Origin of the sequence: Nemorincola caseinilytica, assembly GCF_039540515.1 — a bacterium.
GTDB classification, from domain to species: domain Bacteria; phylum Bacteroidota; class Bacteroidia; order Chitinophagales; family Chitinophagaceae; genus Nemorincola; species Nemorincola caseinilytica.
This window is the reverse complement of sequence record NZ_BAABFA010000004.1, coordinates 259102-279868: the sequence shown is the minus strand read 5'-3', so window position 1 is coordinate 279868 and position 20767 is coordinate 259102. Positions and strand designations below refer to the sequence as shown.

Annotated in this window: 20 protein-coding genes; 7 read left to right on the top strand and 13 right to left on the bottom strand. The window is 52.0% G+C overall.

Translation table 11 applies throughout. The annotated features are described in order from the left end of the window. Positions 1-12: 12 nt before the first annotated feature. Together rfbG and rfbF are read right to left on the bottom strand one after the other, a co-directional pair. Positions 13-1098, bottom strand: coding sequence for a CDP-glucose 4,6-dehydratase (gene rfbG, locus ABD843_RS01950; protein ID WP_345077694.1), 1086 nt, complete (start codon positions 1096-1098; stop codon positions 13-15). Beyond that, a complete protein-coding gene (rfbF, locus tag ABD843_RS01945; RefSeq protein ID WP_345077691.1) occupies positions 1083-1856 on the bottom strand; it encodes a glucose-1-phosphate cytidylyltransferase in 774 nt (257 codons plus the stop codon). Before rfbF ends, rfbG begins: the two co-directional genes overlap by 16 nt. 244 nt (positions 1857-2100) lie before the next feature. Here rfbF and ABD843_RS01940 point away from each other — a divergent pair, with 244 nt between their 5' ends. The 4 genes from ABD843_RS01940 to ABD843_RS01925 all read left to right on the top strand — a co-directional run bounded on the left by ABD843_RS01940 (position 2101) and on the right by ABD843_RS01925 (position 6695). Beyond that, on the top strand, positions 2101-2517 hold the full coding sequence (locus ABD843_RS01940; RefSeq protein ID WP_345077688.1) for a DUF3276 family protein: 417 nt from the start codon (positions 2101-2103) through the stop codon (positions 2515-2517). A gap of 169 nt (positions 2518-2686) precedes the next feature. Then, the gene (locus ABD843_RS01935; RefSeq protein WP_345077685.1) at positions 2687-4849 is read left to right on the top strand and encodes a phage holin family protein; all 2163 of its coding nucleotides are present in this window, start codon (positions 2687-2689) and stop codon (positions 4847-4849) included. 125 nt (positions 4850-4974) lie between these two features. Further along, positions 4975-5598 carry an ABC transporter ATP-binding protein gene (locus ABD843_RS01930; RefSeq protein WP_345077682.1) on the top strand — a complete coding sequence of 208 codons (624 nt, stop codon included), beginning with the start codon at positions 4975-4977 and terminating at the stop codon, positions 5596-5598. Continuing rightward, positions 5595-6695, top strand: coding sequence for a hypothetical protein (locus tag ABD843_RS01925; protein WP_345077679.1), 1101 nt, complete (start codon positions 5595-5597; stop codon positions 6693-6695). Before ABD843_RS01930 ends, ABD843_RS01925 begins: the two co-directional genes overlap by 4 nt. Here the strand turns inward: ABD843_RS01925 and ABD843_RS01920 are convergent, their stop codons facing one another. The 6 genes from ABD843_RS01920 to ABD843_RS01895 form a co-directional block, all read right to left on the bottom strand. After that, a complete protein-coding gene (locus tag ABD843_RS01920) occupies positions 6696-7688 on the bottom strand; it encodes an HmuY family protein (protein WP_345077676.1) in 993 nt (330 codons plus the stop codon). Further along, positions 7688-10000, bottom strand: coding sequence for a TonB-dependent receptor plug domain-containing protein (locus tag ABD843_RS01915; RefSeq protein ID WP_345077674.1), 2313 nt, complete (start codon positions 9998-10000; stop codon positions 7688-7690). The genes ABD843_RS01920 and ABD843_RS01915 overlap by 1 nt, the downstream gene beginning before the upstream one ends. Further along, on the bottom strand, positions 9990-10316 hold the full coding sequence (locus tag ABD843_RS01910; RefSeq protein ID WP_345077672.1) for a DUF6686 family protein: 327 nt from the start codon (positions 10314-10316) through the stop codon (positions 9990-9992). The genes ABD843_RS01915 and ABD843_RS01910 overlap by 11 nt, the downstream gene beginning before the upstream one ends. An 11-nt stretch (positions 10317-10327) precedes the next feature. Next, positions 10328-10900, bottom strand: coding sequence for a PepSY-associated TM helix domain-containing protein (locus ABD843_RS01905; RefSeq protein WP_345077670.1), 573 nt, complete (start codon positions 10898-10900; stop codon positions 10328-10330). Position 10901: 1 nt separating this feature from the next. Further along, the gene (locus ABD843_RS01900; RefSeq protein ID WP_345077668.1) at positions 10902-11870 is read right to left on the bottom strand and encodes a sirohydrochlorin chelatase; all 969 of its coding nucleotides are present in this window, start codon (positions 11868-11870) and stop codon (positions 10902-10904) included. Between the two features lie 84 nt (positions 11871-11954). Continuing rightward, the gene (locus tag ABD843_RS01895; protein ID WP_345077665.1) at positions 11955-13217 is read right to left on the bottom strand and encodes a T9SS type A sorting domain-containing protein; all 1263 of its coding nucleotides are present in this window, start codon (positions 13215-13217) and stop codon (positions 11955-11957) included. 404 nt (positions 13218-13621) lie between these two features. Here ABD843_RS01895 and ABD843_RS01890 point away from each other — a divergent pair, with 404 nt between their 5' ends. Continuing rightward, positions 13622-13990, top strand: a complete 369-nt coding sequence (locus tag ABD843_RS01890; protein ID WP_345077663.1) for a TSUP family transporter — start codon at positions 13622-13624, stop codon at positions 13988-13990. 2 nt (positions 13991-13992) lie between these two features. Here the strand turns inward: ABD843_RS01890 and ABD843_RS01885 are convergent, their stop codons facing one another. Genes ABD843_RS01885 through ABD843_RS01875 form a run of 3 tightly spaced genes read right to left on the bottom strand, consistent with a single transcriptional unit; the run spans position 13993 to position 16438 of the window. Continuing rightward, positions 13993-14400, bottom strand: coding sequence for a response regulator (locus ABD843_RS01885; protein WP_345077660.1), 408 nt, complete (start codon positions 14398-14400; stop codon positions 13993-13995). Further along, positions 14397-16067, bottom strand: a complete 1671-nt coding sequence (locus tag ABD843_RS01880) for a sensor histidine kinase (protein WP_345077657.1) — start codon at positions 16065-16067, stop codon at positions 14397-14399. Before ABD843_RS01880 ends, ABD843_RS01885 begins: the two co-directional genes overlap by 4 nt. After that, a complete protein-coding gene (locus ABD843_RS01875) occupies positions 16046-16438 on the bottom strand; it encodes a DUF7793 family protein (protein WP_345077654.1) in 393 nt (130 codons plus the stop codon). Before ABD843_RS01875 ends, ABD843_RS01880 begins: the two co-directional genes overlap by 22 nt. Positions 16439-16738: 300 nt before the next feature. Here ABD843_RS01875 and asnS point away from each other — a divergent pair, with 300 nt between their 5' ends. Then, positions 16739-18166, top strand: coding sequence for an asparagine--tRNA ligase (gene asnS / locus ABD843_RS01870; RefSeq protein ID WP_425575643.1), 1428 nt, complete (start codon positions 16739-16741; stop codon positions 18164-18166). A 177-nt stretch (positions 18167-18343) separates the two neighbouring features. On the opposite strand, the gene ABD843_RS01865 is transcribed toward asnS, so the two are convergent. Further along, the gene (locus tag ABD843_RS01865) at positions 18344-19567 is read right to left on the bottom strand and encodes a glycosyltransferase (protein ID WP_345077648.1); all 1224 of its coding nucleotides are present in this window, start codon (positions 19565-19567) and stop codon (positions 18344-18346) included. A gap of 50 nt (positions 19568-19617) precedes the next feature. On the opposite strand from ABD843_RS01865, the gene ABD843_RS01860 reads away from it, so the two are divergent. After that, positions 19618-20373: a formyltransferase family protein gene (locus tag ABD843_RS01860; RefSeq protein WP_345077645.1), complete on the top strand. Its 756-nt coding sequence runs from the start codon at positions 19618-19620 to the stop codon at positions 20371-20373. Between the two features lie 7 nt (positions 20374-20380). On the opposite strand, the gene ABD843_RS01855 is transcribed toward ABD843_RS01860, so the two are convergent. After that, positions 20381-20713 (bottom strand): hypothetical protein, encoded by a 333-nt coding sequence (locus ABD843_RS01855; RefSeq protein WP_345077642.1) that lies wholly within the window; start codon positions 20711-20713, stop codon positions 20381-20383. Positions 20714-20767 lie beyond the last annotated feature (54 nt).

Sequence of the window (20767 nt, the reverse complement as noted above, 5' to 3'; positions counted from 1 at the left end):
TGCAAGGAATGGTTATGAGAAATAGGCTTTTATCTGCTGCATACATTTTTCATATGCGGATGTCTGTTTGTCGGCATACCACTCGGCCGTCCAGCGTATGGCGGTACGGGCATCCATCAGCGACCGCCAGCCCAGGTCGTTCAGCGCCTTCTCACTGTTCAGCAGCAGCAGCTTTGCCTCGTGCGGTGCATTGGCATCGGGAGTAGCTTCGTATGCGCCCTGTCCGTAGTGGGCTATGAATTCTTTCGTTAGTTCCTCTACCGTCAGCATATCATCGGGGTCGGGGCCAAAGTTGTAGGCCGTACTGTAGCGTACAGGGTCTGCGGCCATATGTGCGCCCAGCGCCAGGTAGGCCACCACGGGCTCCAGCACATGCTGCCACGGCCGCACCGATGCAGGATTGCGCAGGGTCACCGTATCGCCAAATGATATGGCGCGTACTATATCGGCCACTATACGGTCGTCAGAATAGTCGCCGCCGCCTATCACATTGCCTGCCCTTGCCGATGCTATGGACTTTTTATGCGTATCGTATTTGGCGGGGTTGAAGAACGACCGCCTGTAAGAATCTATCACTATCTCTGCCGATGCTTTGCTGGCCGAATACGGGTCGTAACCGCCCAGCTTATCGTCCTCGGCAAAGGGTATGCCCCGCTCGGGATTATCATACACCTTGTCGGTGGTTATCATCACCCCTACAGCGGGTGCGGTAAGGCAGCGCATGGCATCCAGCACATGGGCCGTGCCCTGTGCATTCACCATAAAGGTATAGGATGGCATATCGTACCCACGGCGCACCAGTGGCTGCGCTGCCAGGTGAAAAACAAAGTCGGGCTCGAAGCGGGCCATCTCTGTCTGCAGCTTCTGCTTGTCGCATACGTCGGCTATCACCGAGCTGTAGCATAGCTTATCGCCCTGCACCTGGTGGTACAGGTCATTGGGCTTTTCGGGCGCCAGCGAATAGCCCTTCACATTGGCGCCCAGCCAGTGCAGTATCTGCAGCATCCACGAGCCCTTGAAGCCCGTATGCCCCGTCAGGAACACGCGTTTGCCGCTATATGCCTTGCGCAGGTATGCTTCCGTTACCACTTTTTCCATAAAGGCTCGTTTTGCCACATTTGTTCCAGTTCTTCCTTGTCGCGCAGGGTGTCCATGCATTTCCAGAAGGCATGGTGCTTGTAGGCCGCTATCTGCTTATCGCGGGCCAGGTCGTTCATGGGCTGGCGTTCCCACATTATATCATCGGCATCATCGTGCAGGTATTCTGCTATGCGCGGGTCTATCACAAAGAAGCCGCCATTTATCCATGTGCCGGAGTCCTCGGGTTTCTCTTCAAAGCTGTCTATGGTGCCGTCATCCTCCATTTTTATGATCCCGAAGCGGCTGGTAGCCTGTATGGCCGTCATGGTACATATCTTGCCGCTCTCGCGGTGAAAACGCAGCAGCTCATCTATGTTCACATCGCTCACGCCATCGCCATAGGTAAGCATGAAAGGCTCATTTCCCACATAGGGCAGCACCCTCTTGAGCCTGCCTGCCGTCATGGTGTCCAGCCCGGTATCTATGAGCGATATCCTGAACGGCTCTGCCGAGTTGCGGTGTACCTCGTAAGTGTTCTTGGACAGGTCTACAGTTATATCGGCATTGTGCAGGAAGTAGTTCACGAAGTATTCCTTTATCATATGCCCCTTATAACCCAGGCACACTATGAAATCGGTATGGCCATAAGCGGCATATATCTTCATTATATGCCATAATATGGGCTTGCCGCCTATCTCTATCATGGGCTTGGGGCGCAGCGCCGACTCTTCGGAGATGCGGGTACCGCGGCCGCCAGCGAAAATGACCACTTTCATGGGTATGTATGTCTGATCTTTTCTACCACCGGGCAGGATGCCCGGCGAACAGGATCATGGCAACAAATATAACAGATATTGTGTAAAGGCATTATGGCAAAACAGCGATGGCATCACATGATGGAAATGCCTGTAAATGCCTGCGATCCAATATGGACGAATGTTCCGTATATGCTAAATTTATTTGGATACTTCATCTGTTTAATTAAATTTGTGACATATTCATCACTCAAAAACAGAATTTGTGTCGTACGAAAACAAAAACTTTGACGAAAACAGGGGCGATAGCCGTAATGAGAGCCTATACAGCAAACGTATAAAAGCCGGAAAAAGAAGGACCTACTTTTTTGACGTACGCGCCACACGCGGCAATGACTACTTCATAACCATCACCGAGAGCAAGAAGCGCTTTGATGACAATGGATATGACCGCCACAAGATGTTCCTGTACAAAGAAGACTTCAACAAATTCCTTGCGGGCCTCACAGATACCATCAACTATGTGAAGACCGACCTGATGCCCGATTTCGACTTCGACGCGTTCAACCACGACCAGGAGAATGAGGAAGGCGGCATAGTGACAGCATCTGCCGACACTCCCCATGTATCTGCCATAGCCGCTACCGACGACAGCAGCAGCGTGGACGACTGGAAAATGTAACAGGCACCATACACTACAAAGATATATACGGCCTCTGCCCCTGTGGCAGAGGTTTTTTTGTGCGATAACATATTGCCCACATCCCATAATATCGCTGCATATAATTTTGACTTAAAACATACTAGCTATCGTTTAGCAGGGTAATTTTATACTAACGAAAAACGGTCTTATGATAACAGGCACACACAACGGACATACCTGGCATTTCTCTACCATAGGGGGTGTGAAAAGGGTGAACATAGATACCGCGAACGACCTGGTACACCTTAAGGATCTGGACCCAAAGCTATGGACGGCCCTGAGCTGCCCCATAAACGGCCTGGAGATAGACCCCAAGACACTGGCCCTGATAGACACCGACAATGACGGGCAGATAAAAGTACCCGAGGTGATAGATGCCGTGAACTGGATGGTAAGTGTACTGAAAGACCCCGGCGACCTGCTGTTGCAGAACGAGCACTTCCCCATATCGGCCATAAATGATGCGACAGAAGAAGGCAGGACACTGCTGGAATCGGCAAAGGTGATACTAAGGACCCTGGGCAAGACACACGAGCAGACCCTGACCGTAGAAGAGACCGGCGATACGAAAAAGATATTCGCCACTACCCTCTTCAACGGCGATGGCATCATTTCAGAGGATGCAACCACCGATGCCACGCTGGTGCAACTGATGAAGGAGATAATGCAACATGCAGGATCTGTAACGGACAGGGGTGGCAAAGAGGGCATATCTACAGACATACTGAACGCTTTCTTCGAGCAGTGCCAGCAATATGTGGCATGGCAGGCCAAAAGAGAGAATGCCCCCGATACCATAACCCCGCTGGGCGCGCATACCGATGCGGCATACAACAACTACCTGGCCATAAAGGCCAAGGTCGATGACCTGTTCATACGGTGCAGGCTGGCGGCATTCGACCCGGCATCGGCCGCGGTGCTGAACCTGCAGACCGAACGCGTGGCGCAGATAACCACCCGCGACCTTTCGGCAGCTATGGACGAGATAGCCACCTACCCGCTGGCACGCATAGAGGCCGGCCGCTCGCTGCCCCTCACCACGGGCATCAACCCCGCCTGGGAGGCACAGATGCATACCTTCCGCCAGTTGACGGCCAGTAAGCTATTCCCCGGAAAGGACAGCATTACCGAGCAGGAATGGAACGGCCTGGCGGCCGTCTTTGCCCCCTATGCCGTATGGCTGGCCGAGAAGGGCGGCAACAAGGCCGAGCCACTGGGGCTGGACCGCGTGCGCGAGATACTGGCCGGCGACGGCAAGGAACGCCTGGCCGCACTGATAGCCGAGGACAATGCCACAGCGCAGGAGGCCAACAATATAATAATGGTGAACAAGCTGGTACGCTACTACCGCGACCTCTACAAGCTCATCAGGAATTTCGTTACCTTCTTCGATTTCTATACACCCGGCTCCAAAGCTATCTTCCAGGCTGGTACGCTGTATATAGACCAGCGTAGCTGCGACCTGTGCATAAAGGTGAGCGACATAGCCCGCCACAATGCACTGGCCGCCTTCAGCGGTATGTACCTGCTGTACTGCGACTGCACATCGAAAGCCACCAACGAGAAAATGACCATAGTGGCCGCCCTTACCAATGGCGATGTGGACAACCTGGTAGTGGGCCGTAATGCCCTCTTCTTCGACCGGCAGGGCAACGACTGGGACGCCACCATCATGAAGATAGTAGAGAACCCCATCAGCATCAGGCAGGCCTTTTTCTCGCCCTACCGCAAGGCGGTGAACTTCATAGAAACGAACGTCAATAAAATGGCCGCCTCGCAGGATGAGAAGGTAGTGGCCAATATGAACACCAACATAGAAAGCCTGCCTGCCAAGGCCGAAGAGAGCAAGGAAAAGAAAGCCCCTGCACCACCGTTCGATGTGGGTAAGTTCGTGGGCATATTCGCGGCCATAGGGCTGGCACTGGGCGCCATAGGCACTGCGCTGGCCTCGGTAGTGGGCGGCTTCATGAAGCTGACCTGGTGGAAGATGCCGCTGGCCATAGCAGGGCTGCTGCTGGTCATATCGGGCCCGGCCATGGTGATAGCCTACCTGAAGCTGCGTAAGCGCAACCTGGCCCCCATACTGGATGCCAACGGCTGGGCCATAAATGCCAATGTGGTCATCAATATCTACTTTGGCAAGACCCTCACCCAACTGGCAGAGCTACCCGATGGCTCAAGAGTGAACATCAACGACCCCTTTACCAAGAAAAAGCAGCCTATATGGCCTGCGGTGTTCCTGTTCTCGGTAATGGCGGGCGTGGCCCTCTACCTGCTCATAAAGCATAAGATACTGAACATACATTTCTAGCCATTCGCCCATACTACATGATGCGCCCCTGCCCATAGGCAGGGGCGCATCATTATAACAGAACATTATACTCTACGCTCACCGGGCTTGTATACATTTGCTGTACACACTATTACATTACCGCAATGATGGTCTTCGAGCAATTCAGGAAAAGCTACGGAAAGACAGAGATATTGGGCATACCCCACCTGCAGTTGCAGCCTGGCGTGTACTGGCTGCGCGGCGACAATGGCGCCGGAAAATCGACCCTGATGCGCAGCATAGCAGGCATGATACCCTATGAGGGCAACATAACGGTGAATGAGATGAACATTCGCCGCAACAGGCTGGCCTATACATCGGTCGTGAACTATGCCGAGGCCGAGCCCCTGTACCCCGGCTTCCTTACCGGCAGCGACCTGGTGCAGTTCTATGCCGCCAGCAAGCGCGCACCTGCAGGGCAGGCACAGTCCCTGTGCGAGCAAATGGGGGTGCATACGTTCATGGGCAACCGCGTGGCCACCTACTCCAGCGGCATGACGAAGAAGCTATCGCTGGTACTGGGTCTGATAGGGAACCCGCAACTGGTACTGCTGGATGAGCCCCTTATAACACTGGACACCACATCTACCGGCATACTGCAGCAGATAGTGAACGAATATGCCGACCGCGGTGTGTCCTTCATTATATCCTCTCACCAGGATATGGTGCCCGGAACACGCCCCATGACACAACTGTACATAAAGAACAAAACCATAGAGACCGCGTGAACAAGCTGCTCTCGAAAGCCATAGTAGCACAGTACTACAAAATCAATACCGGGTTCTTCCTTGTATTGTTCCTGCTGCTTTTCGGGTTGCTGAACGGCAAGGCCACTATAGACATGCACCACTACCTGATGCAGAACATCACTTCCGATGTCCGCTTCCTGGTAGGCGCAATGGTGATATGGCTGATGTACGATGTAAAGTGCATACTCTATTGCCACAAAGAACTCCGCAACCCTGCCGGCAGCTACCTGTATACCATGCAGGCCCTTAGCAATGGCAGGCAATTCCGGCTGTGGTTCTTTTGCCATGTGCAAATGATGCTGCCCGTGCTGGTGTATGGCGGCATCACGGTGACGGTAGGTATGGCGCACGGGCAACCGCTGTATGCCTCCATCTTCCTGGTATACCAAATGCTGCTGTGCGTGGTATCGGCCATGCTGCACCGCGACACCGTGAACAGCACATGGAAGCAGCTTTTACCGCCACTGCCCATATTCATGCAGGGCATGCGCAAGCGGCCCGTCACCTTCCTGCTGCACTACTCGCTCAATATGCGCAAGGGCACATTCGTGGGCCTGAAAGTACTATCGATACTGCTGCTGCAGGGCATGATAGCCGCCAACCAGGTAGAGATAAACAAAGAGTCGGTAGCGGTATTGATGATGTTCCTTATATCGGCGCATTCGCTGCTGCCTATGTATTACCTCAGGTTCGCAGAGACACGGCTGGCATTCCTGCGCAATATGCCGGTGAGCACAGTGAGCATATTCCTTACCATCGTATTTACCTATGCTATTATCTTCCTGCCAGAGATAGCTTTCTTGCTGCTCAACAGCCGTCATGCGCTGTCGTGGCAGGTGATGCTGCAGTTGTATGCTGTGGCCATGTCGCAAATGCTGCTCTATACATCGCTACAATATGTACCGGGTGTGTCCAGCGACCGCTACATGCTCATCGTTGTGGTATTGTTCTTTGCTACCCTGCTCTTTCTTGCCTCCTTCGATCTGGGGCCGCTCATAGCTGTAGAGCTGGCGCTATCCGTTATCCTGTTCGCACTCTTCTACCGCAACTACGAACCACAGGATGGTCCTATGTGACTATAATTGCTGGAACTCCCACTGCGGGCTGCCCTTTGCGCCTGTAGCGCTGTAAAAGCCTGTGAAATGGAGCTTGTAATAGATGCCATCGGCATCGCGTATCACATAGCTGTTCTTTGCCCTTACCACATAGTTGCCAGAGCTGGTATATACCTTCCAGTCATAGCCTATGGTATTGATATCATTGGTCAGTTCGCCTGTTTTGATGTTGCCATAGGATATATCGGCAAATGATGTAGCAGTGTCCAGGTAGGCCACCGTATTGTAGCGGTTCAGCAGGCAACCCGTTACAAGGTATGGAACAGGTGGCGTCTGATCGTAAAAGATGAAGGTATACTGGGTAAATGTGAGGTCCCAGGTATGTTTTGGAGGTTCTACCAGGAATTGTTCGTTGGTAGTAAAAGATACGAATGCAAGGTTGTATGCACTGTCCTTGCGCACAGTGATGGTGGTCGCCTCTCCTGTATTGTCCAGCGATGCAAAGCGCACCTGGTAAGAAGAGTCGGTAACGGAAAGCACCTGCAACTTTGCCCACCCTACCTGTTGGCCCATTTCGTTCACCCCGCGGTCTATGATGTATACAGGCTTCGTGGTACGCCAGTCGCCTATGGCCGTACTGTCCGGGCTTCCCGTGTGAGAGTCGCACTTTTTACCAGCGGCATAGCCAGCGGTATCGGCAAAGGAAACTGCAGACAGATCGGTCTTGGCAGTAGCAAAGGCGAACATCGCCTTCGATCCGTTCAGCACCACATGGTAGCCATCGGCTGTGGTCTCAAGGCCTATATCCCATACCGACTTTATATTGCGGCCTACTACCGTATTGGTGCGCAGGTCGTAATATACCTGGTACTTATAGGTAGGATCCAGGTCCACACCGGCCTTGGTCACATTGCCCGAGGCATGGGGCTCTATTGGTAGCTCGCCGCGCGTACACGATGCCATAAAGAACAGGCTGACAATGACAGAGCGATATAACAGTTCTTTCCACACCATTATTTAGAGAAATTGTATTGGGTGCCTACAAAATAATACCGGCCCATGCTTATGGCCGCAGATGACGTAGTAGCAGCATGCACGCCACCGCCGCCACCCTGCGTGGCCGCTACATTGGCCACATCGAAGAGGTTCTTGCAACCGGCCGATATGTTCAAACGTTTTTTGAAGAACTGCTTCGACATCGTAAGGTCGGCAATGGTATAGTCGTTCATTCTTGCCTGCACGGCCATATCCGCATCATCATTCCATACATAGCGTATGGCCCGGCCTGTATACTTGTAAAATGCCGATACAGAGAAGCCATATTGCTTATTGGTATAGGTGATACTACTCCTTGCCTCGGGCGAATAGCTGAACTCGGGCAGGTCTTCTGTTTCCGAGAGTTGATTGTAAGTGCCCAGGTAAGAGCCACCCACAGAAATTGCGAATGCACCTACCGATACATCGGCAGTGGCCTGCAGGCCTTTGGTAACGAAGAACGATATGTTCTGGTACCAGTACTCCGTAGGGCCACCACCCACCTTCTGCACCAGTGTTATCAGGTCGTTCACACGGTTGTAGTAGGCCGATATGCTGGTCCTGTAAGCTACATCGTTGGTCCTGCCGTTATAGCTGACCGATGCCAGGTAGTTATCCGAATATTCTGCCTTCAGGTCGGGATTGCCATGAATATCGTGGTTTATGTCCACCAGTTCGAAGTAGAGGTCCTTCAGGTCGGGCTGGCGAAAGCCTTTGGCATACGATGCACGGAAGGCAAGCCTGCTATCAGGCTTGTACATCAGGTTCACCGACGGTATGAGCGGCGCATCGTAGCGGGTATTGTAGCCATATCTCAGGCCCGGCCTTACCGTAAGCTGAGAGAACGGCCTGTACTCTGCGCTTCCATAGAGCGCATAGTTGCCCATCTGCTGCCTGCGGTCCACTATCTGCGTGCTATTTGCGAATTGGATGTTCACATCATAGCCCACCTCATAGTCCAGCTTCTTGTTGCTGTTGCCCGATGTCAGTACGCCCCTGCTGTTGAACTCGTTGTAATAAGAAATATCCTGCAAGGCCGGATCCCTGTTCTCGGTAAGGGTGGTAAGGTCGTTCACACCCTCGGTCTTCACACGTTTATAGGCGTTGTAGGCGGCAAATACATTTATATGTTTCCCCCCGGCCACATCTGTGTTCAGGAACACGGCATTGTCTCTGCGGTAAGTATGGTAGCGCCTGTCTATGGCCATTTCGTAATAGGGCTGCATGGGCATACCCCTATCAGTAATCACCTCGTAAAAATAGCTGCCCTTGTAGTTCACCGAGGTTTTGCCGTGAGTGTATATATATTGCAATGCGCCCTGGTACTGCTCGCGCGGTTTCCACAGCATGGCCCGCGATGTATCGGCCGGGCGGTCGCTGAAGTCGAAGAAGCTGGCACCATTGCCGGGCTTCCACCCGCCAAAGAAATTCCTGAAACCATCTACACGCAGCGAATGCGCTTTCCGGTGAAACCCTCCTCCCACATTCACATTGTAGGTGCCGGGGGTTTCGTAATAGGTACCTGCCTGCGCCTCTACCTTGTTCTTTACGGTCTTTTTGGTAATGAGGTTCACTGTACCTGCTATGGCATCGGTACCGTATGATACCGACATGGGGCCTTTTATGATCTCTATACGCTCTATGTTGGCCAGGTTCACCTGCGACAGGTCTATAGCGCCATCCTGCTTGCCTACTACAGGCACACCATCTATCAATATCTTGGCATCGGCGCCATAGCGGCGGCTGCCCTGCATATTCATAGACGAGCCGAATATGGCGTCATACTCCAGCCGAACCTCCAGTTGGTTGGTAAGCACATCGCGCAGGTTCTGCGCTGCCATGGCATCTATCTTTTTACGGTCTATCACCTCTACCCGCTGCACTGCATTATCGGCACTGGTGGCCTGGTACTGGCCCGTTATCACTACGGGGCTCATGGTCTTGGCATCCAGCCATATCACCTTGTCATACGGCCCGCCAATGGTATCATGCACATTCTCATAGCTCATATCGTGTACGGCTATGCGGTAGGGATATCCCGCTGCGGGCAGCTTTGCCTTACCATCGGCATCGGTCACTATCACTATATCAGCAGCGCCTTTGGCAGATGGTGTGAGGATCACCTTTACCGAAGACGGGTGCTGGTCGCCGCTGGTCATAAGCCGCACATATTGCGCGTTCGCACTGGCTGCGGCCAGCAGCAGGCCACACAACAGGAGACCTCTCCCAGACCCTCTACCCAGTAGAGGGAGGCAGGCTGCCAGTACTTTAGGAAAATATCTAGTTCTCATTGAAAACGAAAAGGTCGTTGTATTCCAGTTTTTTTCTTCCTTCTTTCAGCATATCCAGCAGTATGTGCAATTCGCTCACGGTATATATCATGGCCACACCCTTTGCCGCAGTAGGCAGGTGTATGGCCTTCTGGTCCCATGGCATGATCTTGTGATGCTCATCGTACTGTTCCTGCACCTGTGCCAGGTATTCATAGTACTGTGCCCGCGTGAGCGACAGTATAGTAGTGCCAAAGGCCACCTGTATATGGTCGCAGTTCCTGCACTGCACCACATAGCCGTGCCTGCAGTTCTTAAGCGTATTGTAATTGCACATATCCTCCTCAGTTATGAAAGCTCGTGAATGATATAGAATATGATGGGTGGCAGCAGCCCTGCGGCCATCCACCACTTGCCCCTGCCACCCAGGCCGTGCTTGCCCTTCAGTATGAACAGCCCGGTGATATTGAGCAATATGAGCGCTACCGCAAAAACATCGGCGAACCATCGCCACCCCTTCACACTGTTGCGGTGAAAAAGATTGGACTGGTAGAACAGCGGCCTGCGGGCCACCTTCTCATATACTCCCGTATGCGTATCGAAGTTCACATGAAAGGAGGCATTGTCGTAATAGATCTTCACCTGTCCTTTCGTAGGCACATCGTATACCTTGTACTTTTCCTCGCCCACCATACGGCCCAGGCTGTCTATAAGTGGCTTATCTACAGCGCCGGGCAGCATGGCCTCGCTTATCTTTATGTCTTTTTTGGTGATGATGAAATCGGGGTTCCAGTCATCTACATGGTTCAGCGCCAGGCCCGACAGGCAGTACACCACTATGAGCGTAGAGAAAAAATAACCCAGGTCGCGGTGCGTGGCTATGTTCAGCCGCCTCAGCTTTGTGAATTTCTTTACGGGCATCCTACTGTTTTGCAACTCCTTCATTCATTACTTTGTCGGCATACTTGCCGGTTATATCCACTACCCAGTTCTGCACGTTCTCATCGGGCAGTATGGCATCGGCCACATAGGTCACTTTGTTCTTGGCATCGGGTATCTTGGCTATACCATCGCCTATTATCTTCACCTGGAACATCTCGTCGTGCGCCACCAGCACAGGTATCACTATGGCTTTCTTAGCGTCCTTCAGGCCGCGCTTTATGGCCACGGTGGTAGAGTCGGGGCTGTAGCTGGCCACATGCCCGCACCAGCCGTAAGCAAAACCATGTATGCCGGTATTCTGCTGCACATAAGCGCCTACCTTGTTCAGCAGGGCGGTCCATTCTGTGTTATAGGTATGATCGCCATAGGCTATCAGCACCAGGGCCTCATCGGCCGGCGTCTTAGACAGGGCCGCAGCACGGCGCTGCAGGTTCTTCTGCAGTACATCGGTAAAGTCCAGCAGGGGCGCTATGTGTACTTTGGCCTTGGCTGTATAGCGCTCTATCTTCTCTATCTTCAGCGATTCCATAGACTGCGGATCTTCCTTCAGGCCCACAATGGTAGGTATGTCATCGAAGGAGTGTGTGCTCACGGTAAGGAACACAGGCACTATCACCACATCGGTATACCCCTCTGCGTCGAACTCCTTCAGGCGGGTAGCTATAGACGGCTCGGTATATTCCATAAATGCCGTTTTGATGCCTTTTATCTTACCGCCGCCCAGTATGGTGTCGGTCACGCGTTTTTCCAGGTCCAGCAGGGCATTGCGCCATGTCTCCGAGCGCGATCCGTGGTTCACCATCAGCAGCCCTATCTTTTTCTCCCCGGCAGCTTTTTCGTGGTTCTCGCCGCTGTCGCTGTCATTGCCTTTACTGCCGCAACTTGCCAGCATTCCCATACCGGCTATCGCCAGCAGGCATGTTGTTATTATTCTTCTTGCTTTGTTCATTGTCGTTCGGTGGTTATTTATAGGCCCGCTGCGCAGTTAGCGCAGCGGGCTATTGCTTTATAGTGTTATGTCCTGTCTGTTGGTTTAGTTCATTATAAGTTTCTGCTGTGTGCTATACCGGCCTGCCGATATATTTATTATATACAGCCCGGGCAGCAGGTTGGCAGTAGGTATCACATACTGGTGCATACCTGTAGCACCATCCAGCACATCGGCAAGTACGGTCCTGCCGGTGATGTCGGTGATGATGATATTGGCTGCTGTCACGGCCATAGGGAAGCTGTATATCACATTGGCCTGACTGGTCGTGGCGCTTGTAGGGTTAGGATATACAGCCACGCTTGCCACAGTTGATGCTGCACCATTCACAGATGTAGGCGGTGTGAACAGCTTCTCTTTAGAGAACATCATGGCGCCGTTAGAGCTGGCAAAACCTGTGAAGATCATTTTCCATATCTCGCCATTGCTGGTCTCTGCAAAGTATACTACCGAGTCCTTTATATCGTAGGCCATGGTGCTGCTGTTGTAGCTCTTCCAGTTGTAGCCTATAGTATTGATGGCCGTCTTGAAGGTGCCGGTAGAATAGGCTGTGAAAGTGGTCTTGTCTACAAGGGCGGTGAATTTGGCCACCTGTACACCCCTGTTGGCAAGTACACCTGTAACACCATATGCTACGGGTATGAAGGTGGTATACTGGCCAAAGAAAAGGTCCCAGTTGGCCGTTGCAGGCTCGCGGTCCAGGGCGGCATTGGTCTGCAGCGAGTAGTAACCGAAGTTCTTACCTGTGTAGGCCGACTTTGCAAGTGTAGCGGTCTGTGGGCTGGTGCCATCGAGGTTGGCGTATTTGAAACTATAGGTGCCGCTTATCAGGCTCTCTATCACCAGTTTCTTGTAGCTGCCATCCCCCAGTTTTACGATATATATAGAATCGCCTGTTATGGCATGTGTGGTCATGTTATAGTGGCCCCAGTCCAGGTCGGTAGGGTCTCCGGCATTGGCATAGCGGCCCATGGCGCCCAGTTCCCACGATGTGTCTGAATTATAACGCGCAGGCCATGTATACAGGCCGGTAGTATCTACCGAGGCCCAGCCGGCGGCCGCGCTATTGGGGTAGTTCCACAGCATGGCACCTGCTATGGTATTGATGTGTATGGTAGACCCAAAACCCGATGCATCGAATGCGAGGTCCCAGTTGTTCTTGGGTGCAGTGCCCTGGTTATCGTTGGCCAGGCTGTACCATATGTTATTGGCGTAGCCTGCACCTGTATATACGGTATCTACCACCACTTGTGCGCCCACGTTCATTGCTGCCAGGGCCATTGCTCCTATTAGTATCTGTTTTTTCATTTCTGTTGGTTTATGTTCTTTTTTATACTTTTCATTTGGTGGTGGCCAACCCCGCTCGCCCATTACATGCATGCGACCTTCTTGCTCCCGGTAACAGCAGCAACAGGCAGAGCGGGGCGGCACACCATTTTCTACGGCATACTACCGCAGCATCTTCTTAAATATTGTCTATGCGGGAGCAACGCATAATGACAGCTATCGTCATTAAAAACTCGCCGTTATCAGCGGCAGGTGGGAGCAAGTGTTATTGATGGCGCAAAAGTAGATGAGCCTGCGATGCCTGCTTTCAAAAAACGGGAAAACGATCTATAGCTTCGGGAAAACATGAGTATGCCTGCCCACATTTATTTTGGCAGGAAAAGCTGCCCTTGGTAACTTTAATACACGAAAGAAGACACCCAAAGATGAGCATAGCAACTATAGCAGGATTACTGGTAATAGGCCTGGCGGCCGGCATGCTTAGCGGCATGGTAGGCATAGGCGGCGGCATGGTCATAGTGCCGTCACTGGTATTTTTTATGGCCTTCAGCCAGAAGATGGCACAGGGCACCTCCCTCACCCTGCTGATGATGCCCGTAGGCATACTGGGCGTCATCAACTACTACAAGGCAGGCTTCGTAGATGTAAGAACGGCCGCCATGCTGGGCGTGGCCTTTATAGCGGGCAGTTTCCTGGGCAGCAAGGTAGCCCTGGGCATGCCCGAGGCCACACTGAAAAAAGTGTTCGGCGGCTTCCTGTTGCTCGTATCTATAAAATATCTGTTCGGGAAATAAGGCTAGAGATACTCGGGAAAATGTTTTTCCATTATATCTGTGAGCATCTCTAAAGACAATGGCTTGGTATTATAGCCGGTAACATCCTGTATCTGCTGCGCCCGCCTGATGTCGGCAGGATTGATGGATGTGGTTAGCATCAGTATGGTGATGCGCGCTTTCTGCTGGGGGTCCAGGTGCTTGTACTCTTCCAGGAACTCCCACCCGTTCATTTTAGGCATGTTTATATCCAGGAATATCAATTCAGGCGTAGGCTTGTCTCCGTCTTTCAGGTACTCCAGCGCCTCCAGCCCGTTTATGGCTACCTGTACGCAATTGGCAATGTTCATCCTGTCGATCACGATCTTATGAAAGAAGCTATCTTCAAGATCATCATCGATCAGCAAGATACATTCCAGTTTCTTCGTCATATTATATGTTTTTTTGGCAATGTAAAATAGAACGAGCTACCCTCTCCTATGGTAGACTCTACCCATATCTTTCCTCCTCTCAGGTCCACTATCTTCTTGCAATGGGCCAGCCCTATACCCGTTCCCTGATACTCCGACCGCGAATGCAGTTTCTGGAATATCATGAATATCTTATCGAAATATTGTTTTTCTATACCTATGCCATTGTCCCGTACCTCGAAGAGCACATCCTTGCCGGCCCCGGCCGATGTGATGCTGATAACGGGCGCCACATCGGGCTTCCTGAATTTGATGGCATTACTGATCAGGTTCTGGAACAATGACCTGTAGCTGGAATAATAGCCCGTAAGCGTAGGCATATGCGAAACATTGATGGTAGCGCCGGTATCTGCTATGGTGGCCTGCATATCACTTATCACTTCCTGCAGCAGCACATTCAGGTCTATGGCAGCAGGCTCGCTGTCGCTCTCTATCCTTGTATACTCCAGCAGGTCAGTTATCAGGGCTTTCATCCTGTTCGATGCATTGGCAATGAACTGCAGGTATATTTCTGCGTTCTTATCCAGTTTTCCTTTATAGTCCTGCTGAAATAGCCCAATGTAATTGGTAATGGTACGCAGCGGTTCCTGCAGATCGTGCGATGCTATGTAGGCGAACTGTTCTGTCTCTTTGTTGCGCTGTTCCAGAGCCTCTGTATAAGCCACCAGCTTTTCCTGGGCCAGTTTTTTGTCCGTTATGTCGCGCAGTATGTTCGATGCGCCCACTATCGTACCCGCAGCATTCTTTATGGGCGATATGGTGGCCGCTACATCTATTACCGTGCCATCTTTCCGCATTCGTTCGGTCTCATAGTCTATCACCCCCTTGCCCATGCTTATCTGGTGCAGTATATCCTTTTCTTCCTCCAGCTTATCGGGCGGTATCACCATCGATACATGCTTGTCCAGCACCTCGCTCTCACTGAAGCCAAAGAGCGCTTCGGCCTGTTTGTTCCAGCTTTTTATATAGCCGTCCACCGTTTTGCTGATGATGGCATCGCGCGATGATTCCACTATAGCGGCCAGTCTGGCCATTTTTTCCTCTGTCCTTCGCTGGTCGGTCACATCCTGTGCCGTACCTGTCATTCTGGTTATATTGCCCTGCTCATCCAGGTATACCTCGCCCCTGCAGGCCACTATCTTGTCTGTACCGTCGCTGCCGAGTACGCGGTGCGAGAAGCTGTATGCCTCTTTTTTCGCGAATGCCTCCGTTATGGTCGTATGTACATATGCCCTGTCATCAGGGTGTACACAGCCCAGGAAGTTCTGGTAGCTGGTCTCAAAGTCGTCCCTGCACCGCTCGTATATGCGGTACAGCTCGTCGGTCCAGGTCACGGTATCGGTCGCCATGTCCCACTCCCAGCTACCTATGCCGGCCAGGTGCTGCGCCTCGGTCAGTTGCAGCAGTATAGTGTTCAGCCTGGCCTGGCTTTCCCTCAGCTTCAGCGTATGCGATTCCAGCTCCTCTCCCAGCAGGTTCAGCCCCACTATGATGGAATCAAGATCGTCCCTCTTCTCCGATATCACACCCGGGGTATGGAAATCGGCATTCGCCAGTCTTATTATCTGATCGAAGATCTGTTGCAATCGTTTGTCCTCTACCACCATCACAGATATTGTTTTAGCCATTCCCTCGCATCATGCTCGTTCTCGAAGAACCTTACGGGATACGGTTGTTTTTTCAATGAAAAGAACAGGTTGGCGGCCATTCGGCCTACCGATGACCTTGAAATGATGGCAATAGCTTTTGCTACCTGGGGTATCACCTCTGCCGCATAATCTCTCATCTCCTTGTTCACAGGCGGCGACTCTGTGCTGTCCGATAACATGCAGAATTTCTTCCCGCCGGTTATCTCCAGGAAATGGGCCATGGTCTTTTTAGCCTCTTCCAGTGTCTGTGGAGGTGCTTTCTTTGCTATGGAGTGCAGGATACCGTCCTCATCGAACCAGAAAGTGGAAGACGGCAGTTCGTAGACCTTTACGTTCTCAGGTATCTTCATAGTTTGTTTTCAGGGCACTAAGGGGTATTGGGCGATATAAATCTCGGTAAAAAAATGCATAAAACATAGTGTTTCAAGCCCCTCTTCGCGCGATCTTATGTGGCAAAAAATAAACAAAGCAAAAACAACATATATCATGCTATAATAACCAGCATGGTTATAGCAGAAGACCTGTAGAAGATATTTTTCAGGGGTAGTAAAAATATTTTTCCCGCTGCTAAATAAATTACTTCATGAACGCCCCGATGTTTAATTTCGCAGTTCCTAAAACAGCCGCCCCGGCGGATGAAACACACAACGATGCGCACTAAAATAAAAGAGATACTAAACAGGCAGGACACCGACTATAAAGTGAACGTGAAAGGATGGGTACGCTCCTTCCGCAACAACCAGTTCATAGCCCTCAACGATGGCTCGTGCATGGCCAATATACAGGTAGTCATAGAATTGGGTACCGACGAGAACATAGTAAAAAAGATAACTAATGGCGCATCTGTAAGTGTAGATGGCACCGTCATAGCATCGCAGGGCAAAGGCCAGCGGGTAGAGATAAAGGCCGACACCCTGACCATACTGGGCGAGTGCGACCCCGAAAAATTCCCGCTGCAGCTAAAGAACAGGCCCAGCCTGGAGTACCTGCGCGAAATAGCGCACCTGCGTTTCCGTACCAATACCTTTGGCGCGGTGTTCCGCGTGCGCCATACATTGGCATATGCCATACATAAGTTCTACAACGACCGTGGCTTTGTGTACATGCACACGCCCATAGTTACGGCATCTGATGCCGAGGGCGCGGGCGAGATGTTCCGCGTCACTACCCTGCCGTTCGATAACCCGCCACGCAACGAGGATGGCGGTATAGACTTCAAAGAAGATTTCTTCGGCCGCAGCACCAACCTTACCGTGAGCGGCCAGCTGGAGGCCGAGCTGGGGGCCACGGCATTTGGCGAGGTATACACCTTTGGCCCCACCTTCCGTGCCGAGAACTCAAACACTGCACGCCACCTGGCCGAGTTCTGGATGATAGAGCCCGAAGTAGCCTTCAATGACATAAACGACAATATGGACCTCGCCGAGGATTTCATACGCTACATCATAGGCTATGCCATGGAGCACAACCGCGAGGACCTGGAATTCCTAGCCCAGCGCCTGGCCGACGAGGAGAAGCAAAAGCCACAGAACGAGCGCAGCGAGATGGGCCTGATAGAGAAACTGGAGTTCGTAATGAACAACAGGTTCGAGCGCATCACCTATACCGATGCCATAAACATCCTGCTCGATTCACCGGCATATAAGAAGAAGAAGTTCCAGTATGATGTGAAATGGGGCATAGACCTGCAGAGCGAGCATGAACGCTACCTGGTAGAGAAACACTTCAAAAAACCTGTGATAGTGACGGGCTACCCCAAGGACATAAAGGCCTTCTACATGCGCATGAACGACGACGGCAAGACCGTGGCCGCCATGGACATACTGGCGCCCGGTATAGGCGAGATAGTGGGCGGATCGCAGCGTGAGGAACGCCTGGATATGCTGGAAAAACGCATGGCCGAGATGCACATACCTACCGAAGAGCTGTACTGGTATCTCGATACCCGTCGCTTCGGTACGGTGCCGCACGCCGGCTTCGGGCTGGGCTTCGAGCGCATGGTGCTCTTCGTTACCGGCATGACCAACATCCGCGATGTGATACCCTTCCCCCGCACGCCCAAGAACGCAGAGTTCTAAAGCCCCTCCTAGAGCTGCGCTCGTTCACTTGCGTTCACCCCCGAGGGGAGGAGGTGGGCTTTATCGATGTTCATAAACAAGGACCGCCCTCTCATGCTGGAGGGCGGTCCTGTTCATAATTATTATCATCCTATACACTATAAAATATCTCCTCCCCTCGGGGGAGGCCGGGAGGGGCTAATGGTGCTTTCTTATTTTAACGAGATAGTCCACCTCTTCGGTAATGATGGACATCACCTTGCCACGCTCGTACTTTTCCAGCACCAGTGCGCGTGCGTTCTCCGATATCTTCCGGGCGGCATCTTTGTTCTCCATGCACCACTTTATCCATTTGGCAAAGTGCTCCGGCGAGTTAGCTCTCAGGTAATGCTCCTCCGACCGGGCCTCTATACCTTTTATACCCTTCGATGTGCTTATCACTATCTTGCCCTGTGCCATGGCCTCCAGTATCTTCACCCTTATGCCCCCGCCCGATAGCAGCGGCACTATCAGTATCTTCTTATCGGCTATGAAGGCATCGGCATCCTCTACTTCTCCTTCGCACTTTACGCCGTTCAGCTTCGTCTCCAGGAACTCGGTACCCATATGCCTGCCCGCAAAGTAGAACCTGAAACCCGGTGCGGCCTTGTGTACCTTGGGCCATACCTTGTGCAGGAACCATCGCATACCATCCTTATTAGGCATCCAGTCCATAGCGCCTATGTGGTAGCCCGCCCATTGCTCTTCCTGCACCGGCGGCCGCACCTTATCGGCCTCTATGGTGAAGGGCGCCATTATCACACGCGCCACATCTTCCAGCCTGTGTATCAGTTGCGCATCCTTTTCGGTAATGGCCAGCAGCAGGTCGTAGTCCTTCCAGGCCTTGCGCTCATAGTTGCGCACGCGCTCTGCAAGACTATTGAAGTAATATTTTTTCAGTACGTTCTTTGTTTTGCCTGCCATGCCCTGCCATATCTGGTACTCCACATTGTGTACACGCAGCACGGTAACAGCAGACGAGTGCTTGTGTATGGCGGGCAGATATGTGGTAAGGTACACACTCTCTATCTGCACGGCATCGGGCCTGAAGTCTTTCAGTACCTCTACCAGTTTCGTCTCGAACTCTTCTGTATGGAAACGCTGCACATGTTCCGGCTCGGTACTGAAGAAAAAATTCTTCAGCACGCCGCCCATGGTCACTTCGTTATCCATATCCACCCAAGAGAACCCTTGCAAATGCGCGAACACCTTGTTCAGCAGTTCGCTCCTCACCCTGTGCCTTGTGGTATTCATAGATAGCAGATGCACCTGCCAGCCGGCCTTGTGGTAGCCATCTATCATTGCATGCATCGCCAGATTACCACCATCCTTCATAGGATACGGAATACGATTCGTGACTATCAGTATTTTACGTTCACTCATTTGTGCCGCTAAAATAGAATAAGTTTTTTTAAGACCTATTTTTGCAGCATATGCCTAGCAAGAGAATTATTTTCATGGGCTCCAAGCCCATCGGCTATGAATGCCTCGCCTACCTCATTTCCCAACGCGCAGAACTGGACCTGGAGATAGCAGGTATACTCACCAACCGGCGCAGCGAATTCGGCAATGCGCACGACCTGACCGCCCTGGCCGCAGCACACGGTATACCTGTACTGGCCAGGCTGAACGACCTGCCCGCATGCGACATCATATACTCGGTGCAATACCACGAGATACTGAAAGCAGAACATATAGACAAGGCCACACAGATAGCGGTGAACCTGCATATGGCCCCCCTGCCGGAGTACCGGGGCAGCAACCAGTTCTCCTTTGCCATACTGGAGAACAAGACCGAGTTCGGCACTACCATACACCGCATAGATACCCGTATAGACCATGGCGACATCCTGTTCCAGAAACGTTTTCCCATACCGCAGAACTGCTGGGTGAACGACCTGTACCAGCTTACCTACAATGCATCGCTGCACCTCTTCCGGCAAACGCTGGCACATATAGTACACGGCCAGTACCAGCCGGTGGCGCAGCAGCTACTGGTGGCCAAATACGGCACCAGCCTGCATATGCGCAAAGAGATGAACGCCCTGAAACAGATAGACCTGGACTGGGATGATGAACGGATAGACCGCCAGGTAAGGGCCACATCCATGCTCGGCTTCGAGCCGCCCTACTGCATCATAGGCGGGCAAAAGGTATACTTCTGCAAGGAATGGGTAAAACCATCGTAGTGGCTCATTATTGCGCCTTTTCCTGTGCCTCATCAGAGACCACTACCCTGCGGCTGTCGCCAAAGCTCACATACAGGTACAGGTATATCATGCGCGAAAGGCGCATAAGGTATGGCTGCATCAGCAGCACTATCACCGAGCTTACCACCAGGTAGTAATAAACACTATCGTCCTCGTAAGACAGGCCGAAGATGGGCCAGTACCAGCACAGGTTCAGGAAGAACATGATCATGGTAAGGGCATAGTTGATGCCACCGCCATTGTTGCGCTCCGATTTCATCTTCTGCCCGCATACCTCGCATTCGTCTTTCAGCAATACCAGCTCGCCCAGCGGGAACATACTTTTATTTACAAAAACATGTGTTTTCCTGCAACTGGGGCATTTCATGGTAAG